This window comes from Clostridium sp. 1001275B_160808_H3 (assembly GCF_015550425.1).
In the GTDB taxonomy this organism is placed as follows: domain Bacteria; phylum Bacillota; class Clostridia; order Clostridiales; family Clostridiaceae; genus Clostridium.
On the sequence record NZ_JADNAT010000008.1, the window covers coordinates 12221 to 31797 of the forward strand.

18 protein-coding genes and 1 other annotated feature are annotated in these 19577 nt (G+C 28.9%); of the genes, 4 read left to right on the plus strand and 14 right to left on the minus strand.

Features of this window, described 5'->3' with window-relative positions; all coding sequences use genetic code 11:
- Positions 1-260 precede the first annotated feature (260 nt).
- Positions 261-2378 carry an anaerobic ribonucleoside triphosphate reductase gene (locus tag I2A75_RS07390; RefSeq protein WP_195263840.1) on the minus strand — a complete coding sequence of 706 codons (2118 nt, stop codon included), beginning with the start codon at positions 2376-2378 and terminating at the stop codon, positions 261-263.
- Positions 2379-2704: 326 nt separating this feature from the next.
- Between I2A75_RS07390 and I2A75_RS07395 the strand changes: the two genes are divergently transcribed.
- From I2A75_RS07395 to I2A75_RS07405, 3 genes are all read left to right on the plus strand, one after another.
- The gene (locus I2A75_RS07395) at positions 2705-3550 is read left to right on the plus strand and encodes a DegV family protein (RefSeq protein WP_195263841.1); all 846 of its coding nucleotides are present in this window, start codon (positions 2705-2707) and stop codon (positions 3548-3550) included.
- Between the two features lies 1 nt (position 3551).
- A complete protein-coding gene (locus I2A75_RS07400) occupies positions 3552-4013 on the plus strand; it encodes a PadR family transcriptional regulator (protein WP_195263842.1) in 462 nt (153 codons plus the stop codon).
- Positions 4014-4081: 68 nt separating this feature from the next.
- Positions 4082-4282: a hypothetical protein gene (locus I2A75_RS07405; protein WP_195263843.1), complete on the plus strand. Its 201-nt coding sequence runs from the start codon at positions 4082-4084 to the stop codon at positions 4280-4282.
- 35 nt (positions 4283-4317) lie between these two features.
- Here I2A75_RS07405 and I2A75_RS07410 read toward each other — a convergent pair whose 3' ends face one another.
- The 13 genes from I2A75_RS07410 to I2A75_RS07470 form a co-directional block, all read right to left on the minus strand.
- Positions 4318-4506: a ferredoxin gene (locus tag I2A75_RS07410; protein ID WP_008681536.1), complete on the minus strand. Its 189-nt coding sequence runs from the start codon at positions 4504-4506 to the stop codon at positions 4318-4320.
- A 71-nt stretch (positions 4507-4577) separates the two neighbouring features.
- Positions 4578-5420 carry an Mrp/NBP35 family ATP-binding protein gene (locus I2A75_RS07415; RefSeq protein WP_195263844.1) on the minus strand — a complete coding sequence of 281 codons (843 nt, stop codon included), beginning with the start codon at positions 5418-5420 and terminating at the stop codon, positions 4578-4580.
- Positions 5421-5432: 12 nt separating this feature from the next.
- Positions 5433-6272 carry a hypothetical protein gene (locus I2A75_RS07420; protein ID WP_195263845.1) on the minus strand — a complete coding sequence of 280 codons (840 nt, stop codon included), beginning with the start codon at positions 6270-6272 and terminating at the stop codon, positions 5433-5435.
- A gap of 138 nt (positions 6273-6410) precedes the next feature.
- Entirely contained in the window at positions 6411-6851 is a 441-nt protein-coding gene (locus tag I2A75_RS07425; RefSeq protein WP_243242076.1) for a hypothetical protein, read from the minus strand.
- A 108-nt stretch (positions 6852-6959) separates the two neighbouring features.
- Positions 6960-8411, minus strand: a complete 1452-nt coding sequence (locus tag I2A75_RS07430; protein ID WP_195263847.1) for a hypothetical protein — start codon at positions 8409-8411, stop codon at positions 6960-6962.
- 167 nt (positions 8412-8578) lie between these two features.
- Complete coding sequence (gene rsmA / locus I2A75_RS07435) at positions 8579-9421, minus strand: 16S rRNA (adenine(1518)-N(6)/adenine(1519)-N(6))-dimethyltransferase RsmA (RefSeq protein WP_195263848.1); 843 nt, start codon at positions 9419-9421, stop codon at positions 8579-8581.
- Positions 9421-9975 carry a ribonuclease M5 gene (gene rnmV / locus I2A75_RS07440; RefSeq protein ID WP_195263849.1) on the minus strand — a complete coding sequence of 185 codons (555 nt, stop codon included), beginning with the start codon at positions 9973-9975 and terminating at the stop codon, positions 9421-9423. The genes rsmA and rnmV overlap by 1 nt, the downstream gene beginning before the upstream one ends.
- Before the next feature lie 135 nt (positions 9976-10110).
- Positions 10111-11163 carry a G5 and 3D domain-containing protein gene (locus tag I2A75_RS07445; RefSeq protein WP_195263850.1) on the minus strand — a complete coding sequence of 351 codons (1053 nt, stop codon included), beginning with the start codon at positions 11161-11163 and terminating at the stop codon, positions 10111-10113.
- Between the two features lie 255 nt (positions 11164-11418).
- A complete protein-coding gene (locus tag I2A75_RS07450; RefSeq protein ID WP_195263851.1) occupies positions 11419-12204 on the minus strand; it encodes a TatD family hydrolase in 786 nt (261 codons plus the stop codon).
- 167 nt (positions 12205-12371) lie between these two features.
- Positions 12372-13985, minus strand: a complete 1614-nt coding sequence (locus I2A75_RS07455) for a Na/Pi cotransporter family protein (RefSeq protein ID WP_195263852.1) — start codon at positions 13983-13985, stop codon at positions 12372-12374.
- A gap of 337 nt (positions 13986-14322) precedes the next feature.
- Positions 14323-15951: a methionine--tRNA ligase gene (gene metG, locus I2A75_RS07460; RefSeq protein ID WP_195263853.1), complete on the minus strand. Its 1629-nt coding sequence runs from the start codon at positions 15949-15951 to the stop codon at positions 14323-14325.
- A gap of 170 nt (positions 15952-16121) precedes the next feature.
- A complete protein-coding gene (gene metG / locus I2A75_RS07465; RefSeq protein ID WP_195263854.1) occupies positions 16122-18065 on the minus strand; it encodes a methionine--tRNA ligase in 1944 nt (647 codons plus the stop codon).
- A 72-nt stretch (positions 18066-18137) separates the two neighbouring features.
- Positions 18138-18376, minus strand: a binding site (T-box leader).
- Between the two features lie 57 nt (positions 18377-18433).
- Positions 18434-18772, minus strand: a complete 339-nt coding sequence (locus I2A75_RS07470; RefSeq protein WP_195263855.1) for an SdpI family protein — start codon at positions 18770-18772, stop codon at positions 18434-18436.
- A gap of 257 nt (positions 18773-19029) precedes the next feature.
- Between I2A75_RS07470 and I2A75_RS07475 the strand changes: the two genes are divergently transcribed.
- The gene (locus tag I2A75_RS07475; protein WP_195263856.1) at positions 19030-19542 is read left to right on the plus strand and encodes an aromatic acid exporter family protein; all 513 of its coding nucleotides are present in this window, start codon (positions 19030-19032) and stop codon (positions 19540-19542) included.
- The last annotated feature ends 35 nt before the right edge of the window (positions 19543-19577 follow it).

Here is a 19577-nt window from a genome sequence, read left to right on the forward strand (position 1 = left end):
AGATAATAATTCATAATTTTTTGAAAATTATTAATAATCATTTTATCATATCCACTAGCTTCAAACAAGTAAAACAAGGTTAATTATTATAAAAATTGCAAGTTTTAAGAAAATTATTTCAAATTTTATGCTCATTATATTTTAATAGCCTAAATAAATACAATAAATTGCAATAAAAATAAAAAATCTTGCATTTATTTAAAACATAAAAAAAAATAGGGTTATTTAAAAACCCTACTTTTTTTAATAATTATAAACTTCTATAAAACTCTATAATTATTTTTTTTACTTCCAGAATGAGATATCCTATCTGCTCTTTCTTCAAACTTACCAGGTCCAAACCTTTCATCAAGACTTAAATATCCAGTCACTCTTGAAACCCCTTGAATATCCTCACTTCCGCAATCTGGACACTTTCTCTCACTACTATTTAAATAATTTCCGCAACTCTTACAATATCTTATATGAAAGTTTATTCCTAAGTAACTTATATTTGTGCACTTATATGCATAATTTAATATATCCATTATTGATTCTCCTGATGGAGTATCATCTACTTCTATATAACTTATATGTCCAGCGTTACATAGCTTATGATAAGGAGCTTCAATGTCAATTTTATCTTTTATTGATATAGGATATTTAACTGGTATATGGAAACTATTAGTATAATAATCTTTATCAGTTACACCTTTAATAATTCCAAATGATTTTTTATCTTTCTTTATAAATTTTCCAGAAAGTCCTTCTGCTGGTGTAGCATAACAACTCCAATTTAATTTTGTTTCTTCTGTTGCTCTATCAATGAAACTTCTTATATGACTAACAATCTTAAATCCTAACTTTCTAGCTTCATCATCTTCTCCATGATGATGGCCAGTTAATGCAATTAAAGTTTCTGCAAGCCCAATAAATCCTATCCCCCAAGTTCCTTGCTTTAATATAGGTTCTATAGAATCCTCTTGAGATAGACCTTCAGACCCCTTAAGTAAGCCTTGCCCTGCAACAAAAGGTAAATCCTTAACCTTAAGTTTCTTTAATACGTCATATCTATAAAGTAATGATTCCTTTGCTAACTCTAATCTTTTATCTAAGATATCAAAGAAATCATTAATATTTCCTTTTGCTTGAATTCCTATTCTAGGTAAATTCATTGTCACTGGAGCAATATTACCTCTTCCCTTGCATCCTGGTTCTCCATTAATATTTTTCATTAAATAAGTTCTACACCCCATAGTTGCTGGCATATATCCCATATCATAATATTCCTTGTTAAAATCAGCATCTATATTCATAAATGTAGGATTCATCCTCTTAGCTGCAACTCTGCATGCTAATTGATATAAATAATGATATTTATCTTCTGGCTCTCTATTTATTCCCTCTTTAACTCTAAATATTATATTAGGGAATATTGGTTGTTCACCCTTGCCTAATCCCTTCTCATATTCTAATAAGAATATCTCACATATTAATGCTGCATCCTCTGAATTTGGTATCCCTAGATTTATAGAACTAAAAGGAACCTGTGAGCCTGCCCTAGAATGCATTGTATTCAAATTATAAACAACACCTTGCATTGCTTGATGTATCTTCTTTTTTAATCTTTCTTCTGCTAATTTTTCTATCTTATCCTTATCTAATCCAAGCTCTTCTAATTCTAACTTTATTTCTTTTCTTGTAAGATCAACAAATACAGCCATATCATTATCAAAGTCAGGATGTGACTGCCCTCCAAACATATCATTTTGACTTGATTGAAGTAATATACAAGAAAGTTCCGCCGCTGTTTCTATCCTTTTAGGGACTTTAATAGTTCCATAACCTGTATTAAATCCTCGTTCTAATATTTCTTTTGTCGGTATGTGTAAACAATTAATGGTTAGATTATAGCTATCTAAATCATGATAATATAAATCTCCATTTTCATGTGCTTTTGCTAGATGTTTTGGCATCATAGCTAAGTTATGCCACTTATTAGACTCTGATGCTATTCTTAATAATTTAGAACTAAAATTATTTCCAACATTAGCATTATCCCTATCAGTTTCTATACCTATCTGTTCAATAGCCCTCATTAAATCTGATTTTATTTCTCTAACCTTAGTTCTCTCTTTTCTATAGCTCGAATATGCAATTTTTATATTTCTATAATTACTATCAATTAAAGATTTTTCAACTAAGTTCTGAATTTCTTCAACTGTTATCTTTTCATTGCCTGTTTCTTCAATATAATTTATTACCTTTTTTACAATATCTAATAATTCAACTTCCTTAAGCTTTTCCCCTATTTCATCCCCTGCTTTTCTTATTGCCGTAGCTATTTTCACTGAATTGAAGGAAACTTCTCTCCCATCTCTTTTTACTACATATAGCACTTAAACTACCCCCGTTACACAATATATTGTATTTATTATAGTATTCATTATACGCTCTAAAAATATTCATTTCAAATTATAATATAACTAGATTTCAATAGATATACTTCCAATACGTGGTATTTTCTTCTATATTTACTTCTTTTTATACTTATCTAAAGTTGACAAATAAAAATTTCTCTTAACAAAACTATATCAATAGTGATATAGTTTTTAATTATCAGTATTGATATATACATTTGCTATGATATAATAAAAATGTATAGATTTTGAAGATTTTGAGATGATAGAATTATATTAAATGATTTGATATTAGGAGGATTTTTATGCAAAAAATAGCATTAATAGTTGATAGCGCGTGTGATTTATCTCTTGAGACACTTAAAGAAAAAAATATTCATTTACTTCCACTTAGAATTGCTTATTCTCATAAAGAATATAGAGATAAGATAGATATATCTGCTGACGAAATTTACAATAACTTAGAAAAAGAAGTTCCTAAAACCTCTTTACCTAGTGCAGAAAATATGGAAGAAATTTTAGTTTCATTAGAAAATGAAGGATATACCCATGTTATTGCTGTAACTATTTCTAGCGGCCTATCAGGAACTTTTAACTCAATAAGATTAGCACTAGAGGATCATCCTAAGCTAACATCTTATGTATTTGATACAAAAATTTTAGCTATGCCTGAGGGTATTGTTGCATTAGAAGTAGCTAATTTAATTAATGACGGAAAAACATTTGAAGAAATAGTATCTGAAATTCCAAAAATAAGAAAACGTATTACTGGATACTTTACGATAAATACATTAGAATACTTAAAAAGAGGCGGAAGAATAGGAAAGATATCTGGTACAATAGGAGAAATGTTGAATTTAAAACCTATTGTAACTGTTGATGAAGAAGGTATCTACTATACTGTATGTAAAGCTAGAGGAAGAAAACAATCAATATTAAAGCTTACAAATATATTAAAGGATGAACTTGCTTTAGGACCTTGTAAAGTTTGGGTACTTCAAGGTGGAGCTCTAGAAGAAGCCAAAAATTTCATGGAATCTCTAAAGGGCTTAGAAAACATAGTTAGTCTTGATATCTCTCAAATAAGCCCTGCTTTAGGAGTACATGGAGGACCAGGGTTACTTGGACTAGCAATTCAAAAGGTTAATTAATATGGATAATTACAACCTTCACCTAAGCAGTATAGAAGATATAAAAGAGGAAGAAAAAAGACTCCATGAAGAATACAAAAGAAAACTTTCAGAATTAAAAAAAATTCAAAAGGAAAAGGAATCCGTTGGTCAAGTATTTACTAAAGGACTATTACCTATATATGTTCTTCATATACTTAGCATTGGTCCTTCAAATGGAAATGACATTGCAAATAAGATAGGTGAGCGTACAAACGGACTTTGGCTTCCTAGTACTGGTGGTATTTATCCTTTACTAAAAAAACTAGAAAAAGATGAATATGTAATTGGTGAATGGGATGATCCTAAAAAGAAATTTCAAAAAGTTTATTCCTTAACTCAAAAGGGAAAAGAAGAATATGAATCTAGGAAGAACCTTTTAAAACCTAAGATAGAAGAAGCATTAAAGGTATTTAAAATAATTTATAAGGACCTTTATAAATAGTTTACTTCTTGTATTATATTCTTTGATTTTGCACAAAATAACATTATTAATATTTAGGTGGTGTTATTTTGAAAGGTAAAATTATTGACTATAATTATTTTGAAGCTTTTGTGGCTTTAGATGATGATACTGTTGTTAAAGTTCCACTTACTCAAGTAAGTGATTATTTAAGTGTTGGTGCAATAGTTAATATTGATTCTAATAACTTGAGCTGTAGCACTAGTAATAAGCCTAAAATGACTCAAGATAAAATAGTAGATTTTTTTTAATAATAAAAAGATGCTTGATATCAAGCATCTTTTTATTATGATACGCTTATTGCATTTACTGGACAACTAGCTTCTGCATCCTTAGCTTCATCTTCTAATTCACTAGGAACATCAGGATTTTTAGCTACAGCCTTCCCATCATCATCCATTTCAAAAATTGATTCACAAATTGATGTACATAATCCACATCCAATACAAGTATCTTTATCTACATGAGCTTCCATACTATAATCTTCCTTTCTATATTAATATCAATAATATTTTACCCATCAATATATATTTTATGTATTTCCTACTAATACAAACCTTCAAAAATTAATGAATATAAATCATTATTTATTACATATTCCTCTGCTATTCCTTGCTCTAAAGCTTCAGTTAAATCTACATTTATAGGAAGTTCTCCAATTAAAGGCACCCCTAAATATTCAGCATGTTCCTCTGCTGACTTCTTACTAAATACTCTCATTTTAGTATCACAACCTGGACAATTTATATAAGACATATTCTCCACAACACCTCTTATTGGTAAAGGCATCTTATTTGCCATTGTTATTACCTTTTTAACTATCATAGATACCATGTCTTGTGGTGTTGAAACAATAATAAGCTCTGTAATAGGGAAGCTTTGCATTACTGTTAAAGTTATATCTGATGTTCCTGGCGGCATGTCTATTAATAAGTAATCCAGTTCTCCCCAAACCGTATCAGTAAATAATTGAGTTAGAACGCTTGTAACTATAGGACCTCTCCAAACAACAGGATCATCTTCTTTTGGTATTAGTAGATTCATTGATAGTACCTTTACTCCACCTTTTGATTCTACTGGATTATATTTAAAATTATTTTCATCAATAGGCTCAATAACCGCTCTTTTATTACTTATACCAAAGAATCTTGGCATTGAAGGACCTGTTATATCAGCATCTAAAACGCCTACCTTATATCCTTTTTTTCTTAATGTACTTGCTAGTATTCCAGTAACTGTAGATTTACCAACTCCACCTTTACCACTTATTATTCCAATTACATTTTTTATTTCACCATACTTCGGTAATAACTTACCACAACCTTGTGCTCCAACAGTATCCTTTGAGCTACATTTATTTTGACTTGGACAAGTTGAACAACCTGACATATCACTTACCTCCTACCAATTTTTCTCTATTTCCTTTGGAATATTATCCTTTGTATAAATCGAAATATTCCATTCCTTAAATTCATTTTCCCCAACTACATAATAATAATACTCTATGTTATTTTTCTTATCTTGCACCGTTATATTACTCTTATAATTAGTTGAATTATGACCTCTATTTTTGATGTTTATAACAATATCAAAATCATTTTGATTATTATTTACCATCTCTACATTAGGTGTAATCTTTCTAGCTCTCGTAAGAAAATCTTCTATATCTGAAGAAAATATATATTTTAAACAATCTACATCTTCTTGTATATCAATTCCAATCTTATTATTCTCATTATTAAGAGCTTCTTTTTGCAAATTCATAACATCTAATATAGGATTATAATATATGTATTCAAAATCCCTAGGCTTCCTAATTATTGATAAATTTTGAAGAATCCCTTCATCTAATCTTTTAGAAACTGTAAAACTTATATCATCGTTATAAAAGTTTCCATCATAAGCTCCAACTACATAATTAAAAGTTTTAACTTCATCACCAATTTTCACTTCAAAAATATAGTCTGGCTGTAAATCAGATTTTTTTTCACTTACCTTTGCTTTTGATAAAAGGTTATACATGTTTAATATAGCTTTATCATCTGTTACAAGAAATTTGAATGACTTATCCCTAACACTTTGAATACTTATAACGTCTACTTTTCCACTTCCTAAGTAATCAAAATAACCATTGTCACTTCTAAATTTATTTTTTATATTATCTATCATCCCGCAAGATGTTAAGTTAAACGACAGTATTATTACTAATATAGTGATTATATTCTTTATTGGCTTTTTCAATTATATCCTTCCCCCTCTATTAAAAAGTCAATAGTATCCCTACAATAACTTATAGTTAATTAGGAGAAGCATTAGCTTCTCCTAATTATAAATAAATTATAATACTTTAATTCTTTAATAGCAAATCTTATTAAATGATTATTGAAAACTCTTTGATATACTATCAAAGACAACATTTATGCTATTTTTTTCGTTCCCTTTTATATAGGAATATTTAATCATAAGAACTTTTCCCTCTGAGTAATCTCTAAGATAATATTTATTTATAGTATTGTCTTTTTCCTTATTTATAATATGCCAAGTACTATCATCTTCTACTATTTTTATATCATCTTTATTTATAGCTATATCATTACAAATAGTTTCAATATCACCATTTGTTATAGATATATTTCCATAAATATCATTCCCATCATTGAAATTAATATTTATATAACTATTAGAATTATCATCTATTTCCCACCCTACTGGTAGTGAAACTTTATATTTTCCCTCTCTCAACAAATAAACATCAAATTTTTCTATATTATTATTTGAAATTGCAACTTTCCTTATATCATTTATAAATAGATTTTTCATACAGACTATAAGAAACATCAGGAATACCATTAGGGTTATTACATAGATTTTTTTCTTATTCATTTAATATACTCATTAGGATTTATAAGTACACCTTATTATAGTACTCTATTGCATAGGTACTACAACAGTTGAATTTCTGAAATCGTAGAACATTAACCAACATCCCATTCCATCCCTAGTTTCATTACTAATCCAAGTTACAAATCCAGTTTTTCCTTCATAAGGTTGCTCATCCCTATTTTTCTTTCCTGGAATACCATAAACTATATATCTTAGATTTCCATCCTTATCACACTTATATCCAAGCATAAAATGTCCATACTTTCTTATATATGGATAATAATTAAGCATTGGATAATATGCTACTGTATATCTATTATAATTTGACATATTGCACATTTCATGCAAATCATGAACCGGAATTTTATACCACTTACAGTATTTTATTTCTTGATATTCTCCTCTGCAGTGTTCAAATCCATTAGCAATTCCCTCGAAGTATTCTCCGACACTTCCCCTTATTGTAAATACCTTTGGATCCTCTTCCACCATTTCCTCTACTTTTTCTTCTATCTTTTCTTCGTATTCATCAAATTTATTTCTATTATTGCCCCTATTTGATGAATCCATTCCATAATAATTAATGCCTTCAGCTTTATTTTCAAATTGATTTTCTTCAATATCTTTATCAACAAATGGATTATCTTTATTGATAGTTTCTTCTTCATCAATATTACTCTTATCGCTATCTCTATTTAATGAATTCATTCCATAATAGTTAAGATCCCCAGTTTTATTATCAAATGGATTTTCTGCAATCTTTTGATCAATAAACGGATTATCTTCGCTAATAATCCCTTCTAAATCAGTAGGTTCTTCTGCAATTTCCTTTTCTTCTTTCGCTTCTTCTAAATATTCTTCATCTTCTACATTTATAGGATCAATATTATCAATTTCCTCTATAATAGGTCTTTCACTTCTAATATCTTCTTCTCTATGTTCATCACAGATCTTTTCTTCTTTCTTCTCTTCATGATGTTTATTTTCGTGATGTTTATTTTCTTCCTTTTTCTTCTTTTCATCTTTCTTAATGTATTCAATCTTATCCTTTATTTTTTCATGAGCAGATTTTACTATCTTGTAATTCTTCCAACTTTCACTTGGTTGTTCTCCATTTATAAATCCACACATTATTATAATTGGAATTCCATCCTTCACCTTAGCTATTGCCGCTCCTGATATCTTATCATAAGATAATCCTAATCCTGCTATATCATCAACAGAATATTCCTTTGTTATTTCTGCTTTGCCACCATCTGAAATAGTGATCTTGCCTAAGTCTACTATTTTCTTAGTATCTTTCTTATTGCATATAGCCATAATGCAATAATCATCATCATTCCTTAGATTTTGAGCATAAAAAGAAATTTTGCATGTATCTCCCCTTGCCTCTATCTTTGAATATCCTGATAAGGTTTTGTCATTAGAATTAGAGTAACCTCTTTCATCTTCTTGTAAAATAATAAAATTTCTATACAACTTATTTAATTGTGACAAACCTCTAGAACCTCCACTTTACATTAATTCAATACATTATATGCATTGCATATCTAAATATGTTAAAAATAAAACTCGTGAGATTATTTGATATTACACCAAATTTCTCACGAGCCTTATTTAAGCTATAAAATAATTTTATAAATTCAAATTAAGAATTAAAAATACTACATTTTTTCATATATTCTATCTGACAAAGTTGCAAACTCTTCTATAGTTAAAGTTTCCCCTCTTCTTTTTGGATCAATTCCAGCTTCATTAAATGCTAACTCTAAATTTTCTTTACTTAATCCAATATTTTTCACACCATTCCAAAGAGTTTTTCTTCTCATATTAAAAGAATTCCTAATTATATCAAAAAATAATTTTTCATTTTGAACCTTAACTTTCGGTTCACTTAATTTATCTAATCTTATAACTATAGAATCAACTTTTGGCCTTGGTATGAAGCATTGAGGCGGTACTCTTCTAACTATTTTAGTATTACAGTAATATTGAACTAATAATGAAAGAGATCCATAATCTTTATTCCCAGGATCTGCATTCATTCTTTCTGCAACTTCCTTTTGTATCATTATAGTTAATGATTTAAATTTATAACCTTCCTTTAATAACTTAACAATTATAGGTGTGGTAACATAATAAGGTAAATTAGCAACAAGTTTTACACTTTTTTCTTCTCCGATTATATCATTAAAGTTAACCTTTAAAGCATCATTATGTATTAATGTAAATTTAGGATTATCTCCTATTTCTTGATTTAAAATAGGTATAAGATCATTATCCAATTCTATGGCTACTACTTTTTTAGCCTTATTTAATAATTGAGCTGTTAGCGTACCAACTCCTGGTCCTATCTCTATTACTAAATCATTTTCATCTACTTCAGCTCCAGCTACTATATCTCTTGGAACTGAATCATCTATTAAAAAGTTTTGACCTAAACTCTTAGAAAACTTAAAATTATATTTTTTAACTAACTCAGCCGTTTTTACATCTTGTATCTCCATTACTTTTTCACCCCTAAATTTTCTTCTATTTTCTCTATTGCTGCAATAAATTCTTCTTTTGTTATAGAATATTTATTTAATCTACTTAGCATTTGGTTTGCATTACCATACCCTATTCCTAACTCTTTTCCTAAGATTATTCTTCTTCTTTTTGAGTCAACATAGCCCGTAAGTTTAAAATGAAACATATCTTCTGAAGTATATATTTCGTTAACTACTTCTTCTGATATTTTTGCTCTATTTAATGCCTCTATGATAACCTCAGGAGTTGCATTTTCTACACCTATATCGTCACCTTTTATTCCATCTTCTTGAGCTATATATGCATGCTTTATTCCTTTTACTCTTTTTGCTATTATGCTTCTAATCTTTTCTCCTGCAAAATCAGGATCTGTTAAAACTATTACACCTTTTCTTTTTTGAGCCTCTTTTATTCTTTCTATTACTCTAGCATTTATTCCAAATCCACCAACGGCTATAACTTCAGCATCAACAGCTTGTTTAACAGCAGTTATATCATCTCTACCTTCAACAACAATAACCTCTTTTATCAAAATATTTACTTCCTTTCCGTAAATAAAGATATACTTTATTTATTACATCTAAATAATAATTTATCCTTATATTCTTATTATGTCAAATTAATTAGAAAATAAAAGGGTGCTCTAACTTTAGAGCACCCTCTTATTTTACCATTCTCCTGGATAAGCTAAAATATAAACAGGAACGTTATACTTCCTTCCCCAGTCGGTATATGCTTCTGCTTCAGAATTTACATATACATCTATGATATTTCCTTTAATAGCACCACCAGTATCTGCCGCTACAGCCTTTCCATATCCCTCTACATAAACTAAACTTCCTAGAGGAATAACCCTTGGGTCAACCGCTATAGTACTTATGCCATTTGGATCTCTAACAGGTACACTTCCTGTTGCTGTAATCCCACCTCCACTATATGCAGTAGACTCACAATATATTACGCTCTTATAATTTAATAGCTGACCATCTCTACTTGCAAAAGCTTTTCTTGTTCCTTGTGCAATTACTTTATTAACTGGCTCTGCTAATACCTTGGAACTTTTTACAGATCTAGAAAATTCAGCACCATTTTTGTAAACTATTTCATAAGTGACTTCCTTTTCTCCTGAAGCTCCATCTTGTCTCACTTCTTCTAGTCCACTATCAAGGTTTTCGTCTGACTCAACTACTACATCAAAATCAATAGCCTCTTTGGCTAACTCTTTTTTAACTTCAACCTTAACAAGGTTAATTTTTAAATCCGATGTAATTTTCGTACTTAATGCAGGAGCTATCTCGTCCAAATTTTCATTAAATTCAATTCCTTGATTCTTAAGTTCTTCTTTTTCTACTTCTAGCATTTCTTCAATAGTATCTTCTGCAGTATCAATTTTTACTTGTTTATCTCCTACAGTCAGTTCTACTGAAACAGCTCTCTTAATAGATATTGTATCTCCTTCAGATACCTTACCATTTAAAGCTGGTTGAACCTTATCTTTAGGGTTAACTTCTACCCCTTTCGTATCCAACACATCTTTAACAGTCCCCTTATATGTGACAAACGTTTCTTCTTTACCGTCTATTTTCATTGTTACTGTCTTTCTCATGTTTATGAACGTCACTGATAAAACAATAGCAGCTAGTACTACACCTATCAGTATTTTTGCCTTTGGACCGTTAGAAAAGTTGTTTTTCATGTATTCCTTACATTTTTCTACCATCTACTTTACCTCCTTTGGCAAGAGCGTCTTTTGCATTATAATTGAATTAAGCGCTTTTGTCAAATTAAGACCTCCTGCATTAATAAAACTGCGGATAAATGCATCATATGCATACTCAAAATATAAATTATAAATTATAGCAACTTTGCAGCCTTTCATAAAAAGTAGACTTAAGTTTTCTACAATTTCAACATTATGTAATAACAAAACATCAAAATTGTTAAATTTTTGAAATTATTACTTTTTTATTTTACTTTATAAACTATTTCCAATCAACCTCTTAAAATTATCATTTACGGCCAAATTAACTTCTTTAGGCTCTAATTCTTTTATTATAGCTATTTGTTCTATTATATAAGCAATATAGTCCGATTTATTCCTTTTTCCTCTATTTGGTACTGGAGCCATATATGGACAATCTGTTTCGACCAATAATTTTTCTAGTGGGACATGCTTAACTACCTCAACTATTTTTTTTGCATTCTTAAAAGTAACTACGCCTGTTATTCCAATATAGTATCCAAGTTTTATACATTCCATAGCAAATTCAGTACTACCTGAAAAACAGTGCACTATTCCATTTACTTTAGGAAATTCCTTCATAATTTCCAATGTATCTCCGTGCGCTTCTCTATCATGTATTACAACAGGAAGGTTTAACTTTTCTGCAAGCTTCATTTGTTGCCTAAAAACTTTCTTTTGTATATCTTTTGATGGATTCTCATCCCAGTAATAATCTAATCCAATTTCCCCAACAGCAATTATCTTTCTATTCTTTTCAATTAAATCTAAAATCTCTTCTTCTACATCATCATTGAATTCATTTGCATTTTCTGGATGTATTCCCAAAGCTCCATAGATAAAATCATTTTCTAAAGTCAATTTATTTGTTTTTGATATACTTTCATAACTAGATGCACAATTTAATATCCCTATAACTCCATTTTCCTTAATTTGCTTAAATACACTTTCTCTATCTTCATCAAAAGCTTCATCATCATAATGAGCATGTGTATCAAATATTACATATTTATTTTCCATATCTATTCCTCCAATTCCCTTCTGAAATTATTATAAATATTATTATATTACAAAAAGCGATATAATACACATTTTATCTTTATCTAATATATATTAGACTTTATAACTAAAAATAGAAAGAGTCTGCTAAAAAATTAAGCAGACTCTCTTATATTGTTTATATACTATTATAAATTATGCTTTTTCCCTGCATTTCCAATGTTATTGGCATGATCTCCAATTCTCTCTAGATTACTTATTAAATCTAAGAATATAACGCTAGATGCTGCAGAACATGATTTTTCATTTAATCTCTTTATATTATTCTCTCTAAACTTTTTCTCTAATTTATCTATTTCATTTTCTATTTGCTCTATTTCCTTTGGAGCTGTTGAATTTTTACTATTATAACTTCCAATAGCAATCTCAATAGCCTTAATAGTTCTATCAAATATTAAAGATAATTCCTCTTTAGCATTATCTCCAAGATGAATGTTCTTGTTCATTTTTTCTAAGGCTAAATCTGCTATATTTTCTGCATGATCGCCAATTCTTTCTATATCATTAATTACGTGATATGTTGAACTAAATAATTTTATGTCTTCTTCTGGTAAATCCAGTTGTGAAAGCTCAACTAAGTAATCAGTTATATCCTTTTCTAATGCATTTATTATTTTTTCATTTTTATATACCTTCTCGGCTGATTCTGTACTATTTTCTGTGAGTGCTTTCATAGCTAACTCTAAATTCTCTTTTGCTTTATTTGCCATTCTTATTGTTTCTTTAAATACTTGTCCATTCGCTACGATAGGAGTTTCTAATAAATTTTTGTCTAAATAAATAGCTCCTTCTTTTTCTATTTCAGAATCACCTGGAAGAATCATGTTAACTATTCTAACTAAATATGCTGATAACGGTAATAATAACACAGTAACAGTAATATTAAATATAGTATGCGCATTAGCAACTTGTCTTGCTACATTTGTTGGATCAGTTGATTCTACCAATCTTATAAATGGATTTATAAATGGTAGGAAAATTAATGCTCCTAATGAGTTAAATAGTAAGTGTATTAATGCAGCTTTTTTTGCAGTTCTATTTGCTCCTAATGATGCTAATATTGCTGTTACACAAGTTCCTATATTACAACCTAATATTACAGGAAATGCCAAGTGCATATCTATTGCACCAGTTGTCGCTAAAGCAACTAGAATACCAGTTGTTGCTGATGAACTTTGCACAACAGCTGTCATACCAAGCCCTGCCATTAGACCTAAAATACTATTGTCTGCAACTACAACTACAAAATCTTTAAACCAACTTGCTTCAGCAATTGGTTTCATAGCATCAGCCATTACGCCCATACCCATGAATAAAATCCCAAATCCTAAAGCTATACTTGCTATATCTCTAACTCTTTTCTTCTTTGCTATTAGCATTATTATAGCACCTGCGCCTATGAATAATGGTGCAATTGCATCTAAATCAAAAGATACCATTTGAGCTGTAATAGTTGTTCCTATATTAGCTCCCATTATTACTCCTGCCGCTTGAAATAAGTTCATTAATCCAGCATTTACAAAGCTTACAACCATAACTGTCGTTGCACTGGAACTTTGTATTATCGCAGTAACTAGTGCCCCTACTAAAACTCCTATGTACTTATTGCTCGTTAACTTTTCTAGTATTGATTTAAGGCCCTCACCTGCAGCATTTTCTAGACCATCTCCCATAAGCTTCATGCCATATAAAAATAAGCCTAATCCACCTATTAAACCTGTTAAAATAGCGAACTTGTCCATCAATTATTCTCCTTATAATTTAAATAATTTCAACTGTTAACATAAAATTAATATTTTGTTAACAAAATTACTATACAACTAATAGCTAAAATTGTAAATATTAAATAGCATGTAAAGTTATCCTTATTTTGAAATTTATCTAGTTATTTTAAGAAGAATATTTATATTGTATTCACAGTTTATTTATTTTTTTGTCACACTATTGTCATATTATTAATGTATTATAATAACTGTAAAGTAGTTAAAGCATTATTATTTACCCCTAAAACCATCTAATGGTCCCTAGATTAAATTATTCCCCAAAGTGATTTAATCTAGGGTTTTTCTATAATTAATATTAAAACTTCTCTTCTTTTAGTCTTTTAACTTCTTCAGAAGCCCTTTTTTTATCAAGTTTTTTAAATAATATTTCTAAATTTAAAATTTCTCCACTCTGCTTTTCTACATAGCTCCATATAGGCTCTTCTAAACTTAAAGATTCTCTTATCTTGTTGCAAGTATAAGGTATAAAAGGTTCTAATAAGTTGGATAAATTTACAACTGACTGTATGCACTCATAAACCTTATTTTTAATTTCTTTGTTACTCTTTTCTGATCTTGTCTTTAATAATTCATTTTCAATATATTTATTCATTTTTTTCACATAAGACATAATATCTAAAATTGCATTTTTAAACTTTCCTTCTTCTATATTATCTCCTACATCAAAATATAAATTTAGTATTTCATTTTTGAAATCATTTGATATATTTCCATCAGGTATCTTCGAATCATAATTTTCATTTATATAATCAATTGTTTTATTAACAAAATTACTTAATGAACTAACCAAATCTCTATTTACTACATTTATAAAATCTCTCCAAGTAAAATCAGTATCCTTTACTTCTGGAGAATTCAATGCTAAGTAATATCTAAATTCATCAACATCATAATTATCAACTATATAGTCACCCCATATAGCCCAATTTTTAACTGACGAAAAATTTTTTCCTTCTAATTTCATATATTCGCTTGATATAACTCTCAAATTAGGATTTTTTATTCCAATTCCCGCTAATATAGCTGGAAATATTACAGTATGGAAAGGAATATTATCTTTACCATGAACAAAGTAAACCCTTGAGTCCTCTCCCTGCCAATATTCTCTCCAATCTTCATTTCTTTCTTCTAAGCACTTCATACTAGCTGTTAAATACCCCATTACAGCTTCAATCCAAACGAATATTTTTTTATCATCATATCCTTCTAAAGGAACATCTACTCCCCAATTAAAATCTCTTGTAACCGCTCTATCTCTTAATCCTTCATCTAAATATCTCTTTACTATTTTTTGAGCATTTTCTCTCCACCCCTTTTGCCTAATTAAAAGTCTTCTAACGTCATTCTCAAAACTTGAAAGTGAGAAAAATAAATGTTTTGTTTCTTTTAATATTGTTTCATTTCCGCAAAGCTTACATCTTCTATCTAAAAGTTCTTCTGAATCTATTACCTTCAAGCAGTTTTCACATTGATCTCCTGAGGCAATCTCTCCACAATGTGGACACTTTCCTTCTATATACCTGTCTGATAAAAATTCATTGCAATTTTCACAATACGTTTGCTCAATTTCCTTTTCATATATATACTCCTTATTATATAATTCAAGGATAAATGCCTTAACCTTTTCTTCGTGATAATCAGAATGAGTCTTCTCAAACACATCGAAAGAGAATCCTAAACTATCAAAACATCTCTTAAACTCATCATGATATTTAATAGTTGCTTCTAATGGTGTTATCCCCTCTTCCTTTGCTTTCATAGTTACTGGAGTACCATGACAATCTGTTCCTGATAAAAATACAACTTCATCTCCCATAAGTCTATGATATCTGGCAATTATATCACCTGGAAGTAATACTGCAATTCTTCCTAAATGTAATGGACCATTTGCATAAGGCCATGCGTTTCCAACAATTATATTCATAAAAACCCCCTTATATTTAATTGACAATTTATAATGCACAATTGATAATTATGGAGAAAACTCAGCTAATAGCTGAGTTTTTGTAATAAATATATTATTAGAAATTTCTCCTTTTGGAGAAATTTCATCCAAAATTGTCCATTGTCAATTATCCATTATTCATTCTTTAATTATCTAACTACGCTTCCTGTTGGTAGTTCTCCTGGATTTACTAATTTTAGTAAGCTATCATCATCTGTTGATGCTGCTAATATCATACCTTGTGATAATTCTCCTCTTAATGTTACAGGTTTTAGGTTTGCTACTAATACTACATATTTACCAACTAAGTCTTCTGGTTTGTAGTATTGTGCTATTCCTGAAACTACCTGTCTTTCTTCTCCATTTAAATCTACTTTTAGTTTTAATAACTTTTTAGCTTTCTTTATAGGCTCACATTCTAATACTTTTACTACTCTTAAGTCTATTTTTTCGAAGTCTTCTATAGTTATTTCTTCTTTAATTGGAGTTATTTCTCTCTTTTCTTCCTTTTTATTAGCTGCTAATTGTGCTTCTCTTAATGCTTCTAACTCTGCTATTTTTTTATCTACGTCTATTCTTGGGAATAAAGCTTCACCTTTTTGAACCTTAGTTCCAACTATTGTTCCATTAAAATCATTTAATGATTCAAATGTAATATTGCTTGCATTTATTTGCTCATTAATTTTCTTACTTGTATCTGGTAAGAATGCAGATAATAAAACTGATGAGAATCTTAAGCTTTCTATTAAGTTATATAAAACTGTTCCAAGTCTTTCTTTCTTATCTTCGTCCTTAGCTAATATCCAAGGAGTTGTTTCATCTATATACTTGTTTGCTCTACCTATTAATTCAAATATATTTTCTAATGCTTCTGGAATTCTTAAGTCATCTATAGCCTTATTAACTTTCTTTGGAGTTTCTAATGCTAAGCTTATTAATTCATCATCTATAGCTTCTTTTACATTATTGTTTGGGATTACTCCATCAAAATATTTTTCAATCATAGCTACAGTTCTTGATAATAAGTTTCCTAAGTCATTACATAGATCTGAATTTATCTTCTTTATAAATATCTCATTATTAAATAATCCATCTGATCCAAACGGTATTTCTCTTAATAGATAATATCTAACTGCATCAACACCAAAGTTTTCAACTAATGTTACTGGATCAACTACATTACCTTTAGATTTAGACATCTTTCCCCCATCAACAAGTAACCATCCATGACCGAATACTTGCTTTGGCAATGGTAAATCTAATGCCATTAACATAATTGGCCAATAAATAGTATGGAATCTTAAAATATCCTTACCAATTAAATGTACATCAGCAGGCCAATATTTATCGTATAAATCTTTGTTATCACTACCATATCCTAAGGCAGTTATATAGTTTGAAAGTGCATCTATCCAAACATATACAACATGGTTTTCATCAAATGTTACAGGAACTCCCCAGTTAAAGCTAGTTCTTGAAACACAAAGATCTTGTAATCCTGGCTTTAAGAAATTATTAACCATTTCATTTTTTCTTGATTCTGGTTGTATAAAATCTGGATGAGTTTCAATATACTCCATTAACTTATCAGCATAATTACTCATCTTAAAGAAGTAAGCTTCTTCCTTTGATTTTTCTACTGGTCTACCACAATCAGGACAATTTCCATTAACTAATTGAGTTTCTGTCCAGAAAGATTCACATGGAGTACAATATAAACCTTCATATGATGATTTATAAATATCTCCCTTGTCATATAATTTTTTAAATATATCTTGAACAGCTTTTATATGATAATCATCAGTTGTTCTGATAAACTTATCATAGCTAATATTCATCATCTTCCATAAATCTTTTATTCCTGATACTATTTCATCTACGTGCTCTTTTGGTGTTATTCCCTTTTCTTCTGCTATCCTTTGTATCTTTTGACCATGTTCATCTGTTCCAGTCAAAAACATTACATCATATCCAGTTAATCTCTTATATCTTGCAAGAGCATCTGCTGCTACAGTTGTATAAGTGTTTCCAATATGAAGTTTAGTTGATGGATAATAAATTGGTGTAGTTATATAATATGTCTTTTTACACATACCATTTCTCCTCCCTAACATTGTTATCTTCTTTATAATAAAAAAATCTCTATATAGGTATATTAAGACCTATATAGAGACGTATTATACGTGTTACCACTCTAATTCATACTTATTTCACAATAAATATCTCAATAGGTGAATTTAATCACCCTGCAATATAACGGTTGCTCCCGTATTTCTCTAACATTTATAGCTCAAGAAATATGCTCCAAGTCCATCTTCATAAAGATTCTTGTCGCTAGCTTTCACCTTACCTAGCTCTCTTTAAGACATTCTTTCTTTACTACTCTTCTTTTCATCGCATTTTTTATTTATTATTATGATATTCTATATTAAAAATACTGTCAATTCTTTTTAATACATCATTATTTATCAAATTTCTTTTTTATTAGCTTATCTATCATTGTCCTTGATAATAAGACCATAAATAAACTAAATAGCAATATAAATGTAAAAGTGTTTTCACCAATTATAAATAATAATATTGCATTAAAAATAAATACCCCTGTACCTACAGCTCCATATATTTTAGCTGCTAATTTATTTGAATACTCCCATGAATATTTATCCTTTAATGAATACTTATTTTTATATCCAATTTTCGTATCTGGATATTTAGTAGAACTCGCTTCAAATAGTCCCCCTAAAATAAACATCCCTAATGGAATTATTTCTACTATTAATAAATAAAGCCAAAAACTCATATAATCAATCCTTATTAAACATATTTGTAATATTTATATTTTATAATATCAATAACTGCATCTGCAATATATATTTATAAGTATGTGGTTACTATTTATTTCTATTTAGTAACTACATACTTATAAATATAATTGTTACTCTAAAGGCACTTACACTTTTTTACATAATCCCATCAACCTAAGTTATATTTCCATGCTAATTTTGTATAATCTATATGATATAATATGTATAAGGGATTGGGATTGGAGTTGATGCTATGGAAAAATTTGAATTACCTCATCTAGGTTCTAGAAATATTAAAACAGGACTTTCAGTTTTAATTTGCCTTATATTTTGGCCAAATTCTCTTTTTGCCGCAATAGCAGCTGTAATCTGTATGCAAGATACAGTAGAAAATTCAGTTAAAATTGGCCTTAATAGATTGATAGGTACTTTACTTGGTGGTACATTAGGAGTTTTATTACTTTTCACAATTAACAAATTAAATTTAACATCATTTGCAACAGTAATAACTGCTTTAGGTGTATCACTAATAATTTATATTTGTAATATTATAAAAAAGCCTGCTGCGTGTTCTATTGCTTCTATTGTATTGATTGGGATACTTATTTCTCATAGATATGATGATCCATTAATGTATTCTATTAGAAGAACTGTAGAAACAGCATTTGGAATAATAATTGCTCTAATTATTAACAAATATATTCATCCACCAAAAAGTAAAAAACAAAAGACAAATGAAAAATTAGAAAATGTAAATAATAAATAAAATAAATATATTTACAAAAGATTAAGGAGAAAATA

Coding starts and splice junctions, on each gene's coding strand:
- I2A75_RS07395 (WP_195263841.1), top strand. CDS start 2,705: ATGCAAAAAATAGCATTAATAGTTGATAGCGCGTGTGATTTATCTCTT.
- I2A75_RS07400 (WP_195263842.1), top strand. CDS start 3,552: ATGGATAATTACAACCTTCACCTAAGCAGTATAGAAGATATAAAAGAG.
- I2A75_RS07410 (WP_008681536.1), bottom strand. CDS start 4,506: ATGGAAGCTCATGTAGATAAAGATACTTGTATTGGATGTGGATTATGT.
- I2A75_RS07415 (WP_195263844.1), bottom strand. CDS start 5,420: ATGTCAGGTTGTTCAACTTGTCCAAGTCAAAATAAATGTAGCTCAAAG.
- I2A75_RS07425 (WP_243242076.1), bottom strand. CDS start 6,851: ATGAAAAATCTATTTATAAATGATATAAGGAAAGTTGCAATTTCAAAT.
- rsmA (WP_195263848.1), bottom strand. CDS start 9,421: ATGGAGATACAAGATGTAAAAACGGCTGAGTTAGTTAAAAAATATAAT.
- I2A75_RS07445 (WP_195263850.1), bottom strand. CDS start 11,163: ATGGTAGAAAAATGTAAGGAATACATGAAAAACAACTTTTCTAACGGT.
- I2A75_RS07450 (WP_195263851.1), bottom strand. CDS start 12,204: ATGGAAAATAAATATGTAATATTTGATACACATGCTCATTATGATGAT.
- I2A75_RS07455 (WP_195263852.1), bottom strand. CDS start 13,985: ATGGACAAGTTCGCTATTTTAACAGGTTTAATAGGTGGATTAGGCTTA.
- metG (WP_195263853.1), bottom strand. CDS start 15,951: ATGAATATAATTGTTGGAAACGCATGGCCTTATGCAAATGGTCCATTA.
- metG (WP_195263854.1), bottom strand. CDS start 18,065: ATGTGTAAAAAGACATATTATATAACTACACCAATTTATTATCCATCA.
- I2A75_RS07470 (WP_195263855.1), bottom strand. CDS start 18,772: ATGAGTTTTTGGCTTTATTTATTAATAGTAGAAATAATTCCATTAGGG.
- I2A75_RS07475 (WP_195263856.1), top strand. CDS start 19,030: ATGGAAAAATTTGAATTACCTCATCTAGGTTCTAGAAATATTAAAACA.